This is a genomic window from Acidovorax sp. Root275 (assembly GCF_001428965.1).
Lineage (GTDB): Bacteria > Pseudomonadota > Gammaproteobacteria > Burkholderiales > Burkholderiaceae_C > Acidovorax > Acidovorax radicis.
Genome location: NZ_LMJH01000001.1, coordinates 920,428 through 938,122, shown reverse-complemented (window position 1 = coordinate 938,122; position 17,695 = coordinate 920,428). Strand labels below are relative to the sequence as shown.

Here is a 17,695-nt window from a genome sequence, read left to right as displayed (position 1 = left end):
AAGCGCCAACGGCCATTTTTAATCAAATTCATCCCACAAAAAGGGGGAGGTCCGCCTTCTTGAGCGTGCGCAGTACAAAACTGGAGCGGCTGTGCCGGATGCCCTTGATCTTGTAGAGCTTCTCACGCAGCAGGCGCTCGTAGTCGCGCGTGTCCTTCACGACGATGCGCAGCAGGTAGTCGTAGTCGCCCGACACCAGGTGCGCCTCGATCACCTCGGGGATGCTGGCCAGCGTTTCGCCGAACTTTTCGAGCGTGTTGTCGGAGTGGCTGTCGAGCGTGACCTGCACCAGCACCGTGTCGGCCAGGTCCAGCGACTGCGGGTTGATGCGCACGGTGTAACCCTGGATCACACCCGCCTCTTCCATCTTCTTGATGCGGCCCCAACAAGGTGACGCGCTCAAGCCCACGGCTTGCCCGATCTCTTGCAGGCTGGCGCGGGCGTTGCCCTGCAGCACAGCGAGAATTTTTCTATCCAGTCGATCCATAAGTTTGATTATTCACTGATTCCTACAAATTCAGAAAATTATTCTGACAGTTGAATGTTTCAAAGAGAATTCAGCAAATTCATCTCATCCCTGCAGCGCATACTTCTTCCATCAAGGCGCTCTTACCGGAGTGCACAAACTGACAAGGCCCCGGCTGGTTACCGCCAGCACGGGGCCCTTGGCATTTGCAGGTCGACCCTTGGACTGGGGGGCACCTCGGTGCACAGTTAGTAAGCACGCTTACCAGCACAAACCCCGATGCCTGCGCCGATGCGGCACCACCATAATTTGGAAGCGCTCGGGGCCCGCTCCGCAAGGAGCTCCGCGCATCCCTTCGGCCCCAGCCCACCATCAACAGGAGACAGCATGCAACTGACCAAACTCGTCGTCGGCCTGAGCCTCGCGCTCGGCTTTGTGGCCTCCGCTGCCGCGCAAACCACCATGCGCATCAGCATTTCTACGGCCCAGAACTCCCACCAGGGTGTGGCCATCGACACGTTTGCCAAGGAAGTTGAAAAGCGCACAGGCGGTCGCTACAAGGTGCAGACCTTCTACAACGGCGCCCTCGGCGGCGAGCGCGAGTCGATCGAAGCCGTGCAACTGGGCACGCAGGAACTGGCCTTCAGCTCCACAGGCCCCATCCCCAACTTTGTGCCAGACACCAAGATCCTGGACGTGCCCTTCCTGTTCCGCGATAAGGCCCATGCCCGCGCCGTGCTGGACGGCCCTATCGGCCAAGAGATGCTGACCAAGTTCGACAGCAAGGGCTTCAAGGCCCTGGCCTGGGCCGAGAACGGTTTTCGCCACATGACCAACAGCAAGCGCGACGTGAAAGAGCCCGGTGACCTCAAGGGCCTGAAGATGCGCACGATGGAAAACCCCGTGCACATTGCCGCGTACAAGGGCTTTGGCATCATCACCACGCCCATGGCCTTCCCCGAAGTGTTCACGGCCTTGCAACAAGGCACCGTGGACGGGCAGGAGAACCCGCTGCCGGTGATCATCTCGGCCAAGTTCGACCAAGTGCAAAAGCACTTGACGCTCACGGGCCACGTCTACTCGCCGTGCATCTTCGTGATGAACAAGGCCTCGTTCGACAAGCTCAGCGCTGCCGACAAGCAGGCGTTTCTGGACGCCGCCAAGGAAGGCACCAAGGCAAACCGCGCCCGCGTCGATGAAGACGATGCCAAGGGTGTGGCCGACCTGCGAGCCAAGGGTATGACGGTGATCGACAACGTGGACAAGGCCAAGTTCGTCGCCGCGCTGGCCCCGGTGAATGCAGAGTTCGAAAAGCAATTCGGCAAGGCCACGCTCGACAAGATCCGCGACGTGAAGTAACCCTGTGCGCTCCGCGCTCTGGAACCAAACGCCTGTGGCACTCCAGCTACCGGGCGTTTGGTTCTTGCCTTTTCTCCCCTCCCTTTCTCCCGTGGCTGGCCCTGCCCCATGAAAAATGCTTTCCTGACCTTTGAGCGCTGGACGACCTCCTTCGCCATGCTGGCCGCGTGCGCCATGCTGGCAGTGGCGTCCGCGCTCGGCATGTTCCAGATCGTGACGCGATTCGTGCTGGAGCAGCCCGCAGAATGGACCGAGGTGCTGATCCGTTTCAGCCTGATCTGGATGGTGTTCCTCGCCATCCCCGCCGCCTTCCGCCAGGGTGCGATGGTGAGCGTGGATGTGCTGTACCGCTGGAGTCCACCGAAGATGCGGCGCGTGCTCGACTGGATAGTGTCCATCGCGGCCCTGGCGCTCATCGGCGTGATCATCTGGTGGGGCTGGGACTACGCCAAACGTGGCGGTGTGCAAAGCATGGCCGGGCTGGAATCCGTGTCCATGTTCTGGGCCTACCTGGCCATGCCTGTCGGGGGCCTGTTTTGCGTGGTGGGCATCATCGGCAACCTCATCGACCCCCTTCGCATGGAACTGGAGACTGCCCAATGAGCGCCGTGCCGAGCCGCCTCAAGCAAGCGAACGGCCCCCTCGGGGGGCAGCGAGGACATGCAATGCCGAGCGTGGGGGACCAACAATGAGCGTGGTCATGATTTCAACGATGGTGCTGTGCTTTGCGCTCACCATCTCGGTGGCCGTTTCCATCGGGCTCGCGTCCATCCTGGGCATCCAGGCATCGAACGCGAACATGCTCATTTCCGTCAAGGAGATGTTCGCGTCCATCAACAAGTTTCCGCTGGCGGCCATTCCGTTCTTCATCCTGGCAGGCAATCTGATGGAAACGGGCGGCATCTCTCGCCGTCTGGTGGAGTTTGCCAAGAGCATCGTCGGCGGCGTGCAGGGTGGCCTGCCCATGACCTGCGTGCTGACCTGCATGATCTTTGCGGCCGTGTCGGGCTCGTCAGTGGCCACCACGTTTGCGATTGGCGCCATCCTGATTCCTGCGCTTATCAAACATGGCTACCCCACCAGCTACGCTGCGGCGTTGCAGGCCACCAGCGCCGAGCTGGGCGTGATCATTCCGCCTTCCATTCCGATGATCCTTTACGGTGTGAGCGCCGAAGTGTCGATTGGCGAGCTGTTCATTGCAGGTTTTGGTCCCGGCCTTCTGATCAGCGGGGCGCTGATGCTTTTTGTCTGGGCGTATTGCAAGTGGAAGGGATGGGGCAAGAACGACGGTGAAGGCCGCATGCCCTTCGGCCAAGCCACTTGGCAGGCTGGCTGGGCGCTGCTGATGCCGGTGATCATCCTGGGCGGCATCTACGGCGGTGTGTTCACCCCCACCGAGGCGTCGGCCGTGGCCGTGTTCTACGCACTCATCGTGGGCGTGGTGATCTACCGCGAGATCAAGCTCAGGGACTTGTTCGCCATCCTGCGCAAGTCGGCCATCTCCTCGGCGGTGATCATGTTCATCATCGCCAACGCGGGGCTGTTCGCGTTCCTCATCACGCGCGCTGGTGTGCCCGATGCCATCGGCCGCTGGCTGGAGGCGGTGCTGCAGTCCCCGGCCCTGTTCCTGCTGGGTGTGAACGCCGCGCTTTTCGTGATTGGCATGTTCATCGAGACCAGCGCAGCCATCATCGTTCTGGCCCCTATCCTGGCACCGGTGGCCATGCACTTCGGTATCGACCCAGTGCACTTCGGCCTGATCATGGTGGTGAACCTGGCGCTTGGCATGATCACTCCGCCTTTTGGAGTGAACCTGTTTGCAGCCTGCACGGTGGCAAAGATCTCGCTGGACCGGATCATCAAACACCTTCTGCCGTTTGTCGGCGTGATTCTGGTGTGCCTGTTGATCATCACATACATCCCCTCGATCTCGCTGGCACTTCGCGATCTGGTCTACGCGAAGTAGTTAGAATCGCCCAGTCAGGAGAGAGTGCCAAGCCCCACGGGCCAACGCACCGCCGAAGGCGCAGGCAGCAGCCGAACGCTCAGGCAAAAGGACTGACAACCGCCCGCAGTGATGCGGGCGTTCCCTTGCTGGAGAGAGATGGCCCGCCGCATCGCGTGATGAGGCCATCCACCGAAGGAGCAAACCGCATGGCCAGCCAGGGCGCTGCGGTGAATCTCTCAGGTAAAGCGGACAGCAGGGCAAATCCCGTGGCCACCTTTGTGGTCGCGGCCCCTATTTGCCCGGAGTCCGCCATGTCATCCCCTGCCACGTCCTCGCCCCTGCTCACCACGCCCCTGAACGCCCTGCACATCGAGCTGGGCGCCCGCATGGTGCCGTTTGCCGGCTATTCCATGCCCGTGCAATACCCTGCGGGCCTGATGGCTGAGCACCAGCACACGCGCAGCGCGGCAGGATTGTTCGACGTCTCGCACATGGGCCAGCTCAAGCTCGTCGGCCCCGATGCTGCTGCGGCGTTTGAAACTCTGATGCCTGTGGACGTGATCGACCTGCCCGTGGGCAAACAGCGTTACGGCCTGCTGCTCACCGACGAGGGCACCGTCATCGACGACCTGATGTTCTTCAACAAGGGCAACCACGAGCTCTTCGTCATCGTGAACGGCGCCTGCAAGGTGGGTGACATTGCCCACATTCAGGCGCGCATTGGCCAGCGCTGCAACGTGATCCCCATGCCCGACCATGCGCTGCTGGCGCTGCAGGGCCCGCAGGCCGTCACGGCCCTCGCCCGCCTGGCGCCCGGAGTGGAAAAGCTGATTTTCATGACGGGCGGCGATTTCGCCATTGCCGGCTGCGACTGTTTTGTCACCCGCAGCGGCTACACGGGCGAAGACGGCTTCGAGATCTCGGTGCCCGCCGCACAAGCCGACACCCTGGCCCGCGCCCTGCTCGCGCAGCCCGAGGTCAAACCCATCGGACTGGGTGCGCGCAACTCGCTGCGGCTCGAAGCGGGCCTGTGCCTGTACGGCAACGACATCGACACCACCACCACGCCGCCCGAAGCGGCACTCAACTGGGCCATCCAGAAGGTGCGCCGCACGGGAGGCGCACGCGCAGGCGGATTTCCCGGCGCCGACAAGGTGCTGGCGCAGATCGACAACCCCGCCAGCCTGCAGCGCAAACGTGTGGGCCTGGTGGCGCTGGAGCGTGTGCCCGTGCGCGAACACACCGAATTGCAAAGCACCGATGGCCAGAAGATCGGCGAAGTGACCAGCGGCCTGCTGGGCCCCACGGTGAACGAGCCCGTGGCCATGGGCTACGTCGCGCCCGCCTTCGCGGCCATGGGCACGCGCGTGAACGCCATCGTGCGTGGCAAGGCTGTGCCGATGGAAGTGCGTGCCATGCCCTTCGTGCCTGCCAACTATTTCCGTGGCTGATTTCGCCGGGCGCAGCGCACAGACCGCGCCTGCGCCCGCTACATTGCAGATTCCTTTCATTTTTCTAGTTGCTTGAGGAGCCTCCCCATGACCGTCAAATTCTCCAAAGACCACGAATGGATCAACGCCGCTGACGCCAATGCAGCTGTGGTCGGCATCACCGTCCACGCGCAAGACGCGCTGGGCGATGTGGTGTTTGTGGACCTGCCCGAAGTGGGCAAGACCTTTGCCCAGGGCGACGTCGCCGGCGTGGTGGAGTCCGTGAAGGCCGCCGCCGACGTGTACATGCCCGTCTCTGGCGAAATCACCGAAGTGAACGAAGCCCTGCGTGCCGACCCTTCGCTGGCCAACTCCGACCCGCTCAATGCCGGCTGGTTCTTCAAGGTCAAGCTCAGTGATGCCAGCCAGCTCGATGCGCTGCTGGATGAAGCCACCTACGCCGACTTCGCCAAGAACGCCTGACCCTGATTCCCTCTTCGAGACTGCCCCACCATGTTGATGCAATCCGCCTTGCCGCTTGGCGAGCTTGAAAACGCCACCGAATTCCTGCCCCGCCACATCGGCATCGACGCGGCCGACGAAGCACACATGCTGTCGGTGATTGGCGAGGCCTCGCGCCGCGCACTCATCGAAAGCATCGTGCCGCGCTCCATCGCACGCAGCACCGCGATGGACCTGCCCCTGCCGATAACGGAAGCGGCGGCGCTGGCCGAGCTCAAGGCGATTGCATCGAAGAACCAGGTCTTGAAGAGCTTCATCGGCCAGGGCTACTACGGCACCCACACTCCGGGCGTCATCCTGCGCAACATCCTGGAGAACCCCGCCTGGTACACGGCCTACACGCCCTACCAGGCCGAGATCTCGCAAGGCCGCATGGAGGCGCTGGTCAATTTCCAGACCATGGTGTGCGACCTGACCGGCATGCCGATTGCCAATGCATCGATGCTGGACGAGGCCACCGCCGCCGCCGAGGCCATGACACTGGCCAAGCGCTCGGTCAAGAGCAAAAGCAATGTGTTTGTGGTGGCCGGCGACGCCCACCCGCAAACCATCGAAGTGATCCAGACCCGCGCCAAGCCCCTGGGCATCGACGTGGTGCTGGCCAATTCCGCCGCCGAATGGGATGCCGCGCTGAATGGCGAGTATTTCGCCGTGTTGGCCCAGTACCCCGCCACCAGCGGCCGCATTGACGACCTGCGCGCCGATGTGGAGAAGGCCCACGCCAAACAGGCCGCCTTCATCGCAGCGGCCGACCTGCTGGCCCTCACGTTGATCACCGCACCCGGCGAGTGGGGCGCCGACATTGTGGTGGGCACCACCCAGCGATTTGGCATGCCCATGGGCGCCGGTGGTCCGCACGCAGCCTACATGGCCTGCCGCGACGAGTTCAAGCGCAGCCTGCCCGGCCGCCTGGTGGGCGTGAGCGTGGATGTGCATGGCAAGCCCGCCTACCGCCTGGCCCTGCAGACGCGCGAACAGCACATCCGCCGCGAAAAGGCCACGTCCAACATCTGCACTGCGCAGGTGCTGCCCGCCGTGATTGCCAGCATGTACGCCGTCTACCACGGACCCCAAGGCCTCAAGCGCATTGCACAGCGTGTGGCCAGCTACACCGCCATCCTGGCCAAGGGGCTCACCCAGCTGGGCGCGCCGGTGCGCCCCCAGGCTTGCTTCGACACGTTGTCGCTCAAAACCGATGGCGCTACCAAATCCATAGCTTCTCGCGCAGTACAGATGGGCGCCAACCTGCGAATTTACTTCGAAAACTACCTGTGCATCTCGTTGGACGAGACCACCACGCGCGCCGACATCGAGTTGCTGTGGAAGGTTTTCGCCAAAGATGGCCAGGCGCTGCCCACTTTTGACGCATTCGAAAAAGGCGTGGAGCCATTGATTCCCGCCGAGCTGCGCCGCACCAGCAGCTACCTTACGCACCCGGTGTTCAACACCCACCATTCCGAGACCGGCATGCTGCGCTACATCCGCCAGCTGTCCGACAAGGACCTGGCGCTGGACCGCAGCATGATTCCGCTGGGCAGCTGCACCATGAAGCTCAACGCCACGAGCGAGATGATCCCCATCACCTGGCCCGAATTTGCCAACGTGCACCCGTTTGCTCCCGCCCACCAGCTACAGGGCTACCAGGAACTGGACGAACAGCTGCGCGCCTGGCTGTGCCAGGCCACGGGCTACGCCGGCATCAGCCTGCAACCCAACGCCGGCAGCCAGGGTGAATACGCAGGCCTGCTGGCCATCAAGGCCTACCACGAGGCCCAGGGCCACGGCCACCGCAACATCTGCCTGATCCCCAGCAGCGCACACGGTACCAACCCGGCCAGCGCGCAAATGGTGGGCATGCAGGTGGTGGTGACCGCCTGCGACGCCAACGGCAATGTGGACATGGCCGACCTGCAAGCCAAATGCGAACAGCACAGCGCCAACCTGGCCGCCGTGATGATCACCTACCCCAGCACACACGGCGTGTTCGAAACCCAGGTCAAGGAGCTGTGCGCCCTGGTGCACCAGCATGGTGGCCGGGTGTACGTGGACGGTGCCAACATGAACGCCCTGGTGGGCGTGGCAGCCCCCGGGGAGTTCGGCGGCGACGTGAGCCACCTGAACCTGCACAAGACCTTCTGCATCCCCCACGGCGGTGGCGGTCCCGGCGTGGGCCCCGTGTGCGTGGTGGCCGATCTGGTGCCCTACCTGCCAGGCCATGCCACGGCCGGAGTGCCCGGCGGCGTGGGCGCCGTCTCGGCCGCGCCTCTGGGCAATGCCGCCGTGCTGCCCATCAGCTGGATGTACTGCCGCATGATGGGTGCCGAGGGCCTGCAGGCCGCGACCGAGACGGCCATCCTCTCGGCCAACTACATCAGCGCGCGCCTCAAGGACCACTACCCCACGCTGTACGCGAGCGCCAATGGCCATGTGGCGCACGAATGCATCCTGGATCTGCGCCAGTTGAAGGACACCAGCGGCGTGATGGCCGAGGACGTGGCCAAGCGCCTGATCGACTATGGCTTCCACGCGCCCACGCTGAGCTTCCCCGTGCCCAACACGCTGATGGTGGAACCCACCGAAAGCGAGACGCTGTTCGAGATCGACCGCTTCATCGACGCGATGATCGCCATCCGCGAAGAGATCCGTCAGATCGAGGCGGGCGCCTGGCCGCAGGACAACAACCCGCTCAAGAATGCGCCGCATACAGCCGAGAGCCTGCTGGGCAACGAATGGGCCCGCCCCTACGCCCGCGAAGCCGCTGCCTACCCCGTGGCCGCCTTGCGCAGCAACAAGTACTGGTCGCCCGTGGGCCGCGTGGACAACGTGTGGGGTGACCGCAATTTGAGCTGCAGCTGCATCCCGGTGAGCGACTACGCCTGACCCGCATCGGCTCGGCCTGCAAAGCCTGCATGGAGCCCCGGCTGCGTGCAGGCTTTTTCACGGCAAGCCTGTTACCGGCGTGGCCTGGAACCGGACTAAGATCGCGCCTGTTTGAAATCCCATCCTCCAAGGAGAACCCTTTGCGCAACATCCTGTGCGTGCTGCTTGCCAGCCTTGTGATCGCCCCCGTCGCCATGGCACAACAAGCCAAGCCCGTGACCACGGCCAGCGGCCTGGTCTATGAATCGATCAAGGAAGGCACGGGCGATTCGCCCAAGGCCACCGACACCGTCAAGGTGCACTACAAAGGCATGTTTCTGGACGGCAAGGAATTCGACAGTTCCTACAAGCGCGGTGAACCCACCGCGTTCCCGCTCAACGGCGTGATCCCCTGCTGGACCGAAGGCGTGCAGCGCATGAAGCCGGGCGGTAAGGCCAAGCTGACCTGCCCCCCCTCCATCGCTTACGGCGCCCGGGGTGCGGGCGGCGTGATTCCACCCAATGCCACGCTGAACTTCGAGATCGAGCTGATTTCAGTCGGTCGCTGAAATGAAATCTCCCCCTGAGTCGCCTGCGGCGCCTTCCCCCCAGGGGGGACGCAGCCCTCACTGCGGGGCAGCCCTTGCCCGGCTGCCCTGGCCTGAGGAGCGCCAGTTGCATCGTTCAGTGGGAGCGCAAGATGCGTCGTGGAGTCGCTCGTGCTGCTGAAGGTCGGTGATCTTGCGCGGCGTACCGGCCTCACGGTGCGCACGCTGCACCACTATGACGAGATCGGTCTGCTCAAGCCTTCGGGCCGGTCCGAGGCGGGCTATCGCCTGTACAGCCAAGCCGACGTGCAGCGGCTGCACGGCATCCAGACCATGCGCCAGATGGGCCTTGCGCTCAGCGATATCGGCGCACTGCTGGCGGGCGAAGGCATGGCCCCCGAGCGCATCATCGGGCAACAAATCCGCTCGCTGGACCAGCAGATCACGCAGGCCACGGAACTGCGCGGGCGCCTGACCATGCTGCGCGACGGCCTGATGGCCGGTGCCGATCCCGACATGGGCAACTGGCTGGAGGCTCTGGCGCTGATGACGACCTACGGCAAGTACTTCAGCTCGGCCGAACTCAAGCACATCTTTCAGAACTGGAACCTCATCGAGGCCGACTGGCTGGTCGTCAAGGACCTGGTGCGCAGCGCCATGGACCGCCAATTGGCACCCGACACGCCCGAGGTGCAGGCGCTGGCCTACCGCTGGATGGCGCTCATGCTGCACTGGATGAATGGCGACCTCGATCTGCTGGAGCGCTGGGGCCACATGTTCCGCACCGAGCCCACGACCCAAGGGCGCAACCACGCCCCGCCGGGCGACATGATCGAGTTCATTGAAACGGCCATCAAGCTGCGCATGGCACTGCTCGAAAAGTACCTGACCCGCGACGACCTGCGGGCGCTGGGCCATGTGCCCTACACCCAATGGGCGGCGCTGGAAGAGGACGTCCAGCAGCTTCTGGGCCGCGCCGTGCCACCCCACCACCCCAACGCGCGGGCCGCTGCACTGCGTTGGAACGCGCTGTTCGACCAGTTGACCCGCGGCAACCCCCCTCTGCGCCAAAAACTGGTCGCGGCCTCTGCCAACGAACCTCTGCTGCAGGCAGGGTCCCCCCTGAGCGCGCCCGTGCGCGCCTATCTGCACGCGGCGCTCGCCCATGCTGCGCCAGTGACAAAACCGACATCCGCCAAAACAACGTTGTCGCCCACACATTGATGAAAAAGTGCTGAAAAGCGCTTGACCCTCACGCAACGTGAGGGCTCACAGTCGGTCCCTATGAATGGATCGACCCGCCCCCCAGAACCCGCCGCCCCGGGCCGACGGCTGCATGCCCTGGACAATTTGCGCGCCACCATGATGTGGCTGGGCATCGTGCTGCACGTCTCGGTCATCTACATGAGCCGGCCGTCCCCCCTGCCCTGGCACGACGAGCAGTCCACATCGGTGGCCGACTTGCTGGTCGCCGTGATCCACGCGTTCCGCATGCCCCTGTTTTTTATCCTGGCCGGATTTTTTGTGTCGGCGCTGGTGCAGCGCCGCGGACTGGCGGGCATGGTGCACAACCGGTTGCGCCGCCTGGGCCTGCCCTTCGTGGTGTTCTGGCCGCCTCTGTTTGTGGTCAGCGCCCTGCTGGGCCTGATGTTCCTGCACCGCATGGCCTATGGCACCTGGGGCGTGGACCGCAGCCTGCTGCCTCAGGGCCCAAACGTGCCCCAAGGCCCCGCCACCATGCATCTGTGGTTCCTGTGGATGCTGTTGTGGCTGGCTGTGTTCACGCCCGTGGTGTGGGCGGCGGCAAATGCGCTGCCCAGCGGCGTGCAGAAAGCCCTGGGGCGCACCACGGCCTGGCTGGGCGGTTCGTCGCTTGGCGTGGTGGCGCTGACATTGCCACTGGCCTGGATCGGCGCCCACTATGACCACGGCATCGTCACGCCCAGCGGGTCCTTTTTGCCGCCGCTGGCGGAATGGCTCCACAACGGGCTGTTCTACGGATTCGGGTTGTGCCTGCATGCACAGCGCAAGGACCTGATGGCGCGCTCCGAAAGGCACTGGCCGGTACTGGCGGGCCTGGGGCTCGCGTGTTTCCTGATCACTGCATTCTTGTCGGAAGTGCTGGCCCAGCCTGAGGCTTCGGCCTTCGCGCTGGTACTGCTCACCGGTGCCTTCACCGAGATCCTCGCCGAACCCGTTTCTGCCACCCGGCATCTGCAGTTCTGGATGGCACTGGCTTACAACGCCGCGTCCTGGTTGTGGAGCTTTGCGCTGATGGGACTCTTTCTGCGCCACGTCGGCCAGCCTCGCGCCTGGTTGGCCTACCTGGCCGACAGCTCGTACTGGGTGTACCTCGTGCACCTGCCGCTGACGATTGGTTTTGGCGCTCTGCTGTACGGCGTGCCGATCCCCGTCCTGACCAAGATGGCCCTCAACGTGCTGGCCACCACGGCCCTGTGCCTGGCCAGCTACCACCTGTGCGTGCGATTCACCGCCGTGGGCCAGTGGCTCAACGGGCGTCGGCACACCCGCAAATCTTTTGGAGACCCTGTTCATGCGACCTGAAACGCCCCCTCACCCTTCGCCCCGCCCCCCAACGAGCCCTCCCCAGGACCCGCGCGCCGCGCTGTTCAAGGACCCCAACTTTCGCTGGATGACGGTCGGCGCCTTCCTGTCCATGCTGGGGGACCAGTTCACGCTGATTGCACTGCCCTGGCTGGTGCTGCAGATGACAGGCGACACCCTGGTGCTGGGCACCGTGCTGGCCCTCATCAGCATTCCCCGTGCGCTGTTCATCCTGGTGGGGGGAGCGCTGGTGGACCGCCACTCGCCGAAACAGGTACTGATGGTCACCAAATACATCAACCTGGTGCTGCTGGCCGTGCTGGCTGGGCTGGTGCTTGCAGGCACCCTGACACTGTGGATGGTGTACGCGCTGTCGCTGGGTATTGGCCTGGCCACGGCCTTCAGCATCCCCGCAGGCACGGCCATGATGCCCCACGTGGTGGCACGCTCGCAATTGCAGGCCGCCAACGGCATCAGCCTGGGCCTGCGGCAGCTGACCATGTTCCTCGGGCCCCTGCTGGCGGGGTTGCTCATTGCACTGTTTGGTGCGGGCGACGCGGCCACAGGAGCCGCCGATGCACCGGCCCACGCCAATGCCACCGGCATCGGCATCGCTTTTGCGCTCGATGCCCTGAGCTTCGCCGTGTCGGCCTGGACGCTGTCGAAGGTGCAGACCCACGCAGCCAACCCAGCCCCTGCAGCAGCACCCCAGGCGGTGCTGGCATCGGTGGCGCAGGGCCTGGTTCACTTCTGGCGCGATGGCGAACTGCGCACCTGCTTTCTCTACTGGAGTGCCATTGCCCTGTTCATCATGGGCCCCATCCACATCGCCATCCCGGTGCTGGCCAGCAGCACGCCCCAGCTGGGCGCGGCCGCTTTCGGCATCATGGTGGGCGCCCATGGCGCGGGCACGCTGCTGGGCATGGTGGTGTCGGGCATGGTGCCGCGGCTGCGCATTGGCAGCCTGGGCATGACCATCCTGGCGTTCGACGCCATCATCGGCGCGCTGTTCATGCCCCTGGGGCTGATCACGGCAGTGTGGCAGGGCGCAGCACTGATGCTGGTCATCGGCCTGCTCGGCGGCTTCATGCAGGTAAGCGTGTTCACCTGGATCCAGCAACGTGTGCCGCCGGCCCTGATTGGCCGGGCAATGAGCCTGTTCATGTTCATCTTCATGGGCCTGGCTCCCATCTCTGCAGCGGTGACGGGCTGGGTGATGAAGAGCGTCACACTCCCTCAGTTGTTTGCAGCCAGTGGCGGCACGCTGGTGGTGCTGGCAGCGCTGGCCTTTGTGCTGACACCCATGCGCCGTGTGAACGACGCACCGAAAGCCGTGCGCTGAAACGCCAAAGCCCGGCCGCACGTTGAACGCGCGGCCGGGCTTCAGATACCGGCAAGACCCGCCGGGGCCTGCCTGCTATCAGGCACTACGGCGGCAGGCAGGCAAAGAAAGGTCTCAGACCTCGGTGATGAACTGCTCGCGAGGGCGGCGCACCTTCTTCAGATTGACCAGCCAGTCGCCTTCATCGGCACGGTAGCCCAGCGGCAGGATCGACACGCTGCGCAGGCCACGGGAGCGCAGGTCCAGGATTTCGTCCAGTGCGTTGGGGTCAAAACCTTCCATGGGGGTGGAGTCCACCTCTTCAAACGCAGCGGCGATCAGTGCGGCGCTCATGCCGATGTAGGCTTGGCGGGCGGCATGCTGGAAATTCACCTCGGCATCGCGCTGGGGGTAGCTCCCGAGCAGCATCTGGCGATAGTTTTCCCAGCCTTCGTTCTTGAAACCGCGTTGGTCATTGGTCAGGTCGAACATCATGTTGATGCGGTCGGCCGTGTAGTTGTCCCATGCGGCGAACACCAGCAGGTGCGAGCCGTCGGTGATCTGCGCCTGGTTCCAGGCGATGGGCTGGATCTTGGCGCGCACAGCGGGGTCCGTCACCACGATGATCTCGAACGGCTGCAGGCCGCTGGAGGTGGGGGCCAGGCGTGCGGCTTCCAGAATACGCTCTACCTTGTCCTGTGGAACCACCTTGGCGGGGTTCATCTTCTTGGCGGCGTACCGCCATTGCAGCTTGTTCAGCAGCGGTTGGGCAAGGGAGGTGTCGATGGGGTTCATGGCAAGAATTCCTGAAGATGGCTGAAAGGTTGATCGGCAAATGGGCGATGGTGGAACTGTAGAGAGCCGTTTCCCCATCGGTAAGCCCCACCACAGAAAAGGATTGTTCGCAATCGATCAACAATCGCCCATTGAATGGGGGCCGGGAGCCACCAGCATGCGGCACCACGCGGGTTCTGCTCCGTTGCCTTGCACAGGCAGGCACCCGCCAGACCGCATGGACAAAGACTGCAGGCGTACACTCGTAGCCATGCTTTCTGGCCCACAGCATTGCGCGGCGCGCGCACTTTCCCCGCGCCAAAACCCCTGGCCGCGCCTTACCCATGAGTGAACCCGACCTGTCGTTTCTGGACCCTGAGGGGCGGCGGCCCGCCCCCGCAGAGCACCCACCCGGTAGTGCCACCCCGCATGCCCGTGCCCCTGGCACCCCGGCCGAAGGCCTCGTGGCCGAGTTGCGCGCCTACCAGGCAGAGCTGGAGAGCCAGAACAAGGTCCTGCGCTACAGCCAGACCGTGGCCGAAAGCGCCTACGAACGCTTCGAAACCCTGTTTGCCAGCGTACCGCTGGCCCTCATGGTGGTGGACGAGCACGACATGGTGGTGCAGGCCAACTCGATGGCCCACCGATCTTTCCAGCCCACCGAACGCGACCGCCCGCTCACGGCACTGATGCCCTTTGTGCGCCCGCAGGACGCCCGGCGTGTGCGCGAGGCCTTCGCACTGGCGCAGGACCTGGGCCGCAGCGAGGTCAAGGAGGTCGTTTTTTCCATCAATGCAGACACACCCATCACGGGCGACCTGCACATTGCGCACATCGAGGCCCCGCAAAGCAATGGCCCCCCGCTGCCGCAGTTTCTGTGTGCCGTGATCGACCAGGGCCCGCTGCTGGCCGAGCGCCAGGCGTTGCAGCACAGCGCCATTACCCTGCAGCAGCGCAACGAGCAGATCCGCGCCAGCGAGAAGCGGCTGGAGGCCATCATCAACTCCGCGCTGGACGCCATCATTTGCGTGGACCAGCACCAGCGCATCACCGTGTTCAACCCCACAGCGGCAGCGCTGTTCCAGTGCAGCGCCAGCGACGCGCTCGGCAGCACGCTCGACCGTTTTTTGCCCGACGCGGCGCAGGGGCTGGCGTTTGCGCAGCTCACCACCCAGGCCCTGCTGGGCGAGATGACGGCGCTGACCGCCAGCGGCAAGGAACTGGCCGTGGAGGTGAGCGTGTCGTTCGAGCGCCATGCCGAGGGCGAAACCACCACCGTGTTCGCACGCGACCTGACCGGCCGCAAGAAGGCCGAGGCGCACCGAAGCGAGCTGGAAGCCCAGCTGCGCGAGTCGCACAAGATGCAGGCGGTGGGCACCATGGCGGGCGGCATTGCGCACGACTTCAACAACATCCTGGGCGCCATCCTGGGCAACGTCGAGCTGGCCAAGGCCGACTGTGCATCGGGCTCACCTGTGCTGGAAAGCCTGATGGAGATCGACAAGGCTGGGCGGCGCGCGCGCGACCTGGTGCGCCAGATCCTCACCTTCAGCCGCAACGAGCCACCGCAGCGCTCGGCCGTATCGCTGGCAGAGGTAGTGCACGACACCGAACGCCTGCTGCGCGTCACCCTGCCCCCGGCCATCGAGCTGCACATGCAGCTGCAGGCCGGCCTGCCTCCCGTGCTGGCCGACGCCACGCAGGTCGAGCAGGCCCTGCTCAACCTGTGCACCAATGCTGTCCATGCCATTGGCTCCGAGCGCGGCAGCATCCATGTGGAAGCCACCGCCGTGCAGCCCGACCAGCGCCTGAGCGAACGGCTGGGCCTCGCACCCGTGGACTACGTCGCCCTGACGGTGCGCGACAGTGGTCCGGGCATGGACGCTGCCACGCTGGAACGCATCTTCGAGCCCTTCTTCACCACCAAGCCCGTGGGCCAAGGCACGGGCCTCGGCCTCGCGGTCGTGCACGGCGTGATGCGCACGCACGAAGGCGGCGTTGACGTGCAAAGTGCACCCGGCCAGGGCAGCCGGTTCACGTTGTACTTTCCGGTCGCCCACATCGCCACGCAGAGCATCCTGGATGCGCAGCCCCCCCAAGCCTTGCAGGCCGCACCGGCATCCGCCGCACCCTCGACGCCTGCCGCCACCGATGCCCCCGGCAGCGCGCCGCGCAAGAAGCACCATGTGATGTACGTGGACGATGACCAGGCCCTGGTGTTTCTGGTGCAGCGCCTCCTGCGCCGCCGGGGCTATGAGGTCAGCGGCTACACCGATCCGCACGAGGCCACGGCCGCGCTGCGTGCTGCCCCACAGGCCTTTGACCTGCTGGTGACCGACTACAACATGCCCGGCTTCTGTGGAGTGGACCTGGTGCGCGAGGCCCGCCTGATCCGCCCCGACCTGCCTGTGGCTCTGGCCTCGGGCTATGTCACGGCGGAAATCGAGCAGGCCGCGCTGGCTGAAGGCGCACAGGCACTGATCCACAAGCCCAACGACGTGGAAGAGCTTTGCGCCACCGTGCAACGCCTGGTGGGTGGCGACAACCATGCCCCGGGCTGAAGCCGATACGGTAGCGGCCCCAAGGCGTCCGTGGATTCGAGGGTGCCCATGACCCCCACAGTGGCCGAAGGCACGGCAGGCACTGCAAGACACCCGGCCCCGATGGCACTGTATGAGGACGCTGACCTGCTGGTGCTCAACAAACCTTCGGGCCTGCTGTGCGTGCCGGGGCGCGGCCCCGACAAACAGGACTGCCTGAGTGCCCGCGCCCAGTTGTATTGGCCAGGCGCACTCATCGTTCACCGGCTGGATCAGGCCACTTCGGGTCTTGTGCTGATGGCCCGGCATGCCGACGCACAACGTCGCCTGAGCCTGGCGTTCGAGCAGCGGCAGGTCCACAAGCGTTACCTCGCCGTCGTGCAAGGCCTGGTGGCCGAACCACCCGGCACCTGGGCTGACATCCACCTGCCCATCGCCGCCGATTGGGAGCGACGCCCCCTGCGGATCATCGATGCGCTGCAAGGCAAGCCCAGCCATACCCGCTGGCGCGCCCTGGCGCACAACACTGCGGCCGGAACCACCCGTGTCGAGCTGGAACCCGTCACCGGCCGCACGCACCAACTTCGCGTGCACCTGGCCGCCCTGGGCCACCCGATCCTGGGAGACGCGCTGTATGCCGATGCAGCCACCCAGGCACAGGCCCCGCGCCTGCTGCTGCATGCCGGAGAACTGGCCCTGACCCACCCAGCTACCGGCCAGGCCATGCGGTGGGAGCTGGCAGCTGATTTTTGAAGTGCTTTCTGCGGCCTAGCGCCAGATAGACGCCATTTTTTGCTATACATTCAATAGCAAACTCACACTCCGTGTGTTCACGCTTCCATTCCGCAAAGCGCCAAGGCCTTGCTCAATGGCTTGGCAGCAGGGCCGTCACCGATTGGCTCAACTGCTCCTGCCAGGGCAAGGCGTCCACCACCGTGGACAGCAGCTCGAGGTTCTTCTGCCACCCCGTATCGTTGCCTGTGGAGTACACCAGCATGACGTTGCTGCGAGGCTGGCCCAGTCGCGCCCAGGCGAAGGGCCGCTGCGCGGTCCAGAGGCGGATATGCCAGTCCCAGCCGATGGACACCGCCGGGCGGGAAGCACTTACCCACTCGGTGTAGCCGCTGATGGTGGTTTCGCACCCGCACACTGCCCTTCGGGGCACCACCAGGTCCACATCCACCGCCGACATCAGGTGATGGATGGGCAGGGACAGCAATTCGTCAATCGACAGGCGCAGCAGGCCATCCGGCGAAACCCGCATGGTGTTCACACCCGCCCCCCACCGGTCGCCCCTGTTGCTTCCATCCCTGCACTGACGCAACCCGGCTTGGCGCAAGGGGTTGCAGCGCCAGCAGGCCGC

At 64.6% G+C, this 17,695-nt stretch carries 15 protein-coding genes and 2 riboswitches; of the genes, 12 read left to right on the top strand and 3 right to left on the bottom strand.

All coding sequences use genetic code 11. From position 1 onward, the window contains the following. Positions 1 to 28: 28 nt before the first annotated feature. Complete coding sequence (locus ASE52_RS04320) at positions 29 to 487, bottom strand: Lrp/AsnC family transcriptional regulator (RefSeq protein WP_010458688.1); 459 nt, start codon at positions 485 to 487, stop codon at positions 29 to 31. 366 nt (positions 488 to 853) lie between these two features. Here ASE52_RS04320 and ASE52_RS04315 point away from each other — a divergent pair, with 366 nt between their 5' ends. The 10 genes from ASE52_RS04315 (at position 854) to ASE52_RS04270 (ending at position 13,039) form a co-directional block, all read left to right on the top strand. After that, entirely contained in the window at positions 854 to 1,825 is a 972-nt protein-coding gene (locus ASE52_RS04315) for a TRAP transporter substrate-binding protein (RefSeq protein WP_057224068.1), read from the top strand. Between the two features lie 108 nt (positions 1,826 to 1,933). Further along, positions 1,934 to 2,428 (top strand): TRAP transporter small permease, encoded by a 495-nt coding sequence (locus ASE52_RS04310; RefSeq protein ID WP_057224067.1) that lies wholly within the window; start codon positions 1,934 to 1,936, stop codon positions 2,426 to 2,428. A gap of 85 nt (positions 2,429 to 2,513) precedes the next feature. After that, positions 2,514 to 3,791 (top strand): TRAP transporter large permease, encoded by a 1,278-nt coding sequence (locus tag ASE52_RS04305; RefSeq protein WP_057224065.1) that lies wholly within the window; start codon positions 2,514 to 2,516, stop codon positions 3,789 to 3,791. Positions 3,792 to 3,804: 13 nt separating this feature from the next. Then, positions 3,805 to 3,888: riboswitch (glycine riboswitch) on the top strand. 21 nt (positions 3,889 to 3,909) lie between these two features. Beyond that, a riboswitch (glycine riboswitch) is annotated at positions 3,910 to 4,036 on the top strand. A 48-nt stretch (positions 4,037 to 4,084) separates the two neighbouring features. Next, the gene (gene gcvT / locus ASE52_RS04300; RefSeq protein ID WP_057224063.1) at positions 4,085 to 5,224 is read left to right on the top strand and encodes a glycine cleavage system aminomethyltransferase GcvT; all 1,140 of its coding nucleotides are present in this window, start codon (positions 4,085 to 4,087) and stop codon (positions 5,222 to 5,224) included. A gap of 87 nt (positions 5,225 to 5,311) precedes the next feature. Then, positions 5,312 to 5,686 carry a glycine cleavage system protein GcvH gene (gene gcvH, locus ASE52_RS04295; RefSeq protein ID WP_010458679.1) on the top strand — a complete coding sequence of 125 codons (375 nt, stop codon included), beginning with the start codon at positions 5,312 to 5,314 and terminating at the stop codon, positions 5,684 to 5,686. 30 nt (positions 5,687 to 5,716) lie between these two features. Next, positions 5,717 to 8,605, top strand: coding sequence for an aminomethyl-transferring glycine dehydrogenase (gene gcvP / locus ASE52_RS04290; protein ID WP_057224061.1), 2,889 nt, complete (start codon positions 5,717 to 5,719; stop codon positions 8,603 to 8,605). Positions 8,606 to 8,799: 194 nt separating this feature from the next. Continuing rightward, a complete protein-coding gene (locus ASE52_RS04285; RefSeq protein WP_085940313.1) occupies positions 8,800 to 9,153 on the top strand; it encodes an FKBP-type peptidyl-prolyl cis-trans isomerase in 354 nt (117 codons plus the stop codon). Between the two features lie 138 nt (positions 9,154 to 9,291). Next, complete coding sequence (locus ASE52_RS04280) at positions 9,292 to 10,356, top strand: MerR family transcriptional regulator (protein ID WP_082606754.1); 1,065 nt, start codon at positions 9,292 to 9,294, stop codon at positions 10,354 to 10,356. 60 nt (positions 10,357 to 10,416) lie between these two features. Next, positions 10,417 to 11,697 (top strand): acyltransferase family protein, encoded by a 1,281-nt coding sequence (locus tag ASE52_RS04275; RefSeq protein ID WP_057224059.1) that lies wholly within the window; start codon positions 10,417 to 10,419, stop codon positions 11,695 to 11,697. Next, positions 11,687 to 13,039 (top strand): MFS transporter, encoded by a 1,353-nt coding sequence (locus ASE52_RS04270; RefSeq protein ID WP_057224057.1) that lies wholly within the window; start codon positions 11,687 to 11,689, stop codon positions 13,037 to 13,039. The genes ASE52_RS04275 and ASE52_RS04270 overlap by 11 nt, the downstream gene beginning before the upstream one ends. Before the next feature lie 114 nt (positions 13,040 to 13,153). Here ASE52_RS04270 and ASE52_RS04265 read toward each other — a convergent pair whose 3' ends face one another. Continuing rightward, the gene (locus ASE52_RS04265; protein ID WP_057224055.1) at positions 13,154 to 13,813 is read right to left on the bottom strand and encodes an NAD(P)H-dependent oxidoreductase; all 660 of its coding nucleotides are present in this window, start codon (positions 13,811 to 13,813) and stop codon (positions 13,154 to 13,156) included. Between the two features lie 323 nt (positions 13,814 to 14,136). On the opposite strand from ASE52_RS04265, the gene ASE52_RS04260 reads away from it, so the two are divergent. Further along, positions 14,137 to 16,353, top strand: a complete 2,217-nt coding sequence (locus ASE52_RS04260; protein ID WP_057224053.1) for an ATP-binding protein — start codon at positions 14,137 to 14,139, stop codon at positions 16,351 to 16,353. A 48-nt stretch (positions 16,354 to 16,401) separates the two neighbouring features. Further along, positions 16,402 to 17,085: an RluA family pseudouridine synthase gene (locus ASE52_RS04255; protein WP_057224051.1), complete on the top strand. Its 684-nt coding sequence runs from the start codon at positions 16,402 to 16,404 to the stop codon at positions 17,083 to 17,085. Between the two features lie 112 nt (positions 17,086 to 17,197). Here the strand turns inward: ASE52_RS04255 and ASE52_RS04250 are convergent, their stop codons facing one another. Beyond that, on the bottom strand, positions 17,198 to 17,596 hold the full coding sequence (locus tag ASE52_RS04250; protein ID WP_139019156.1) for a DUF4902 domain-containing protein: 399 nt from the start codon (positions 17,594 to 17,596) through the stop codon (positions 17,198 to 17,200). Positions 17,597 to 17,695 lie beyond the last annotated feature (99 nt).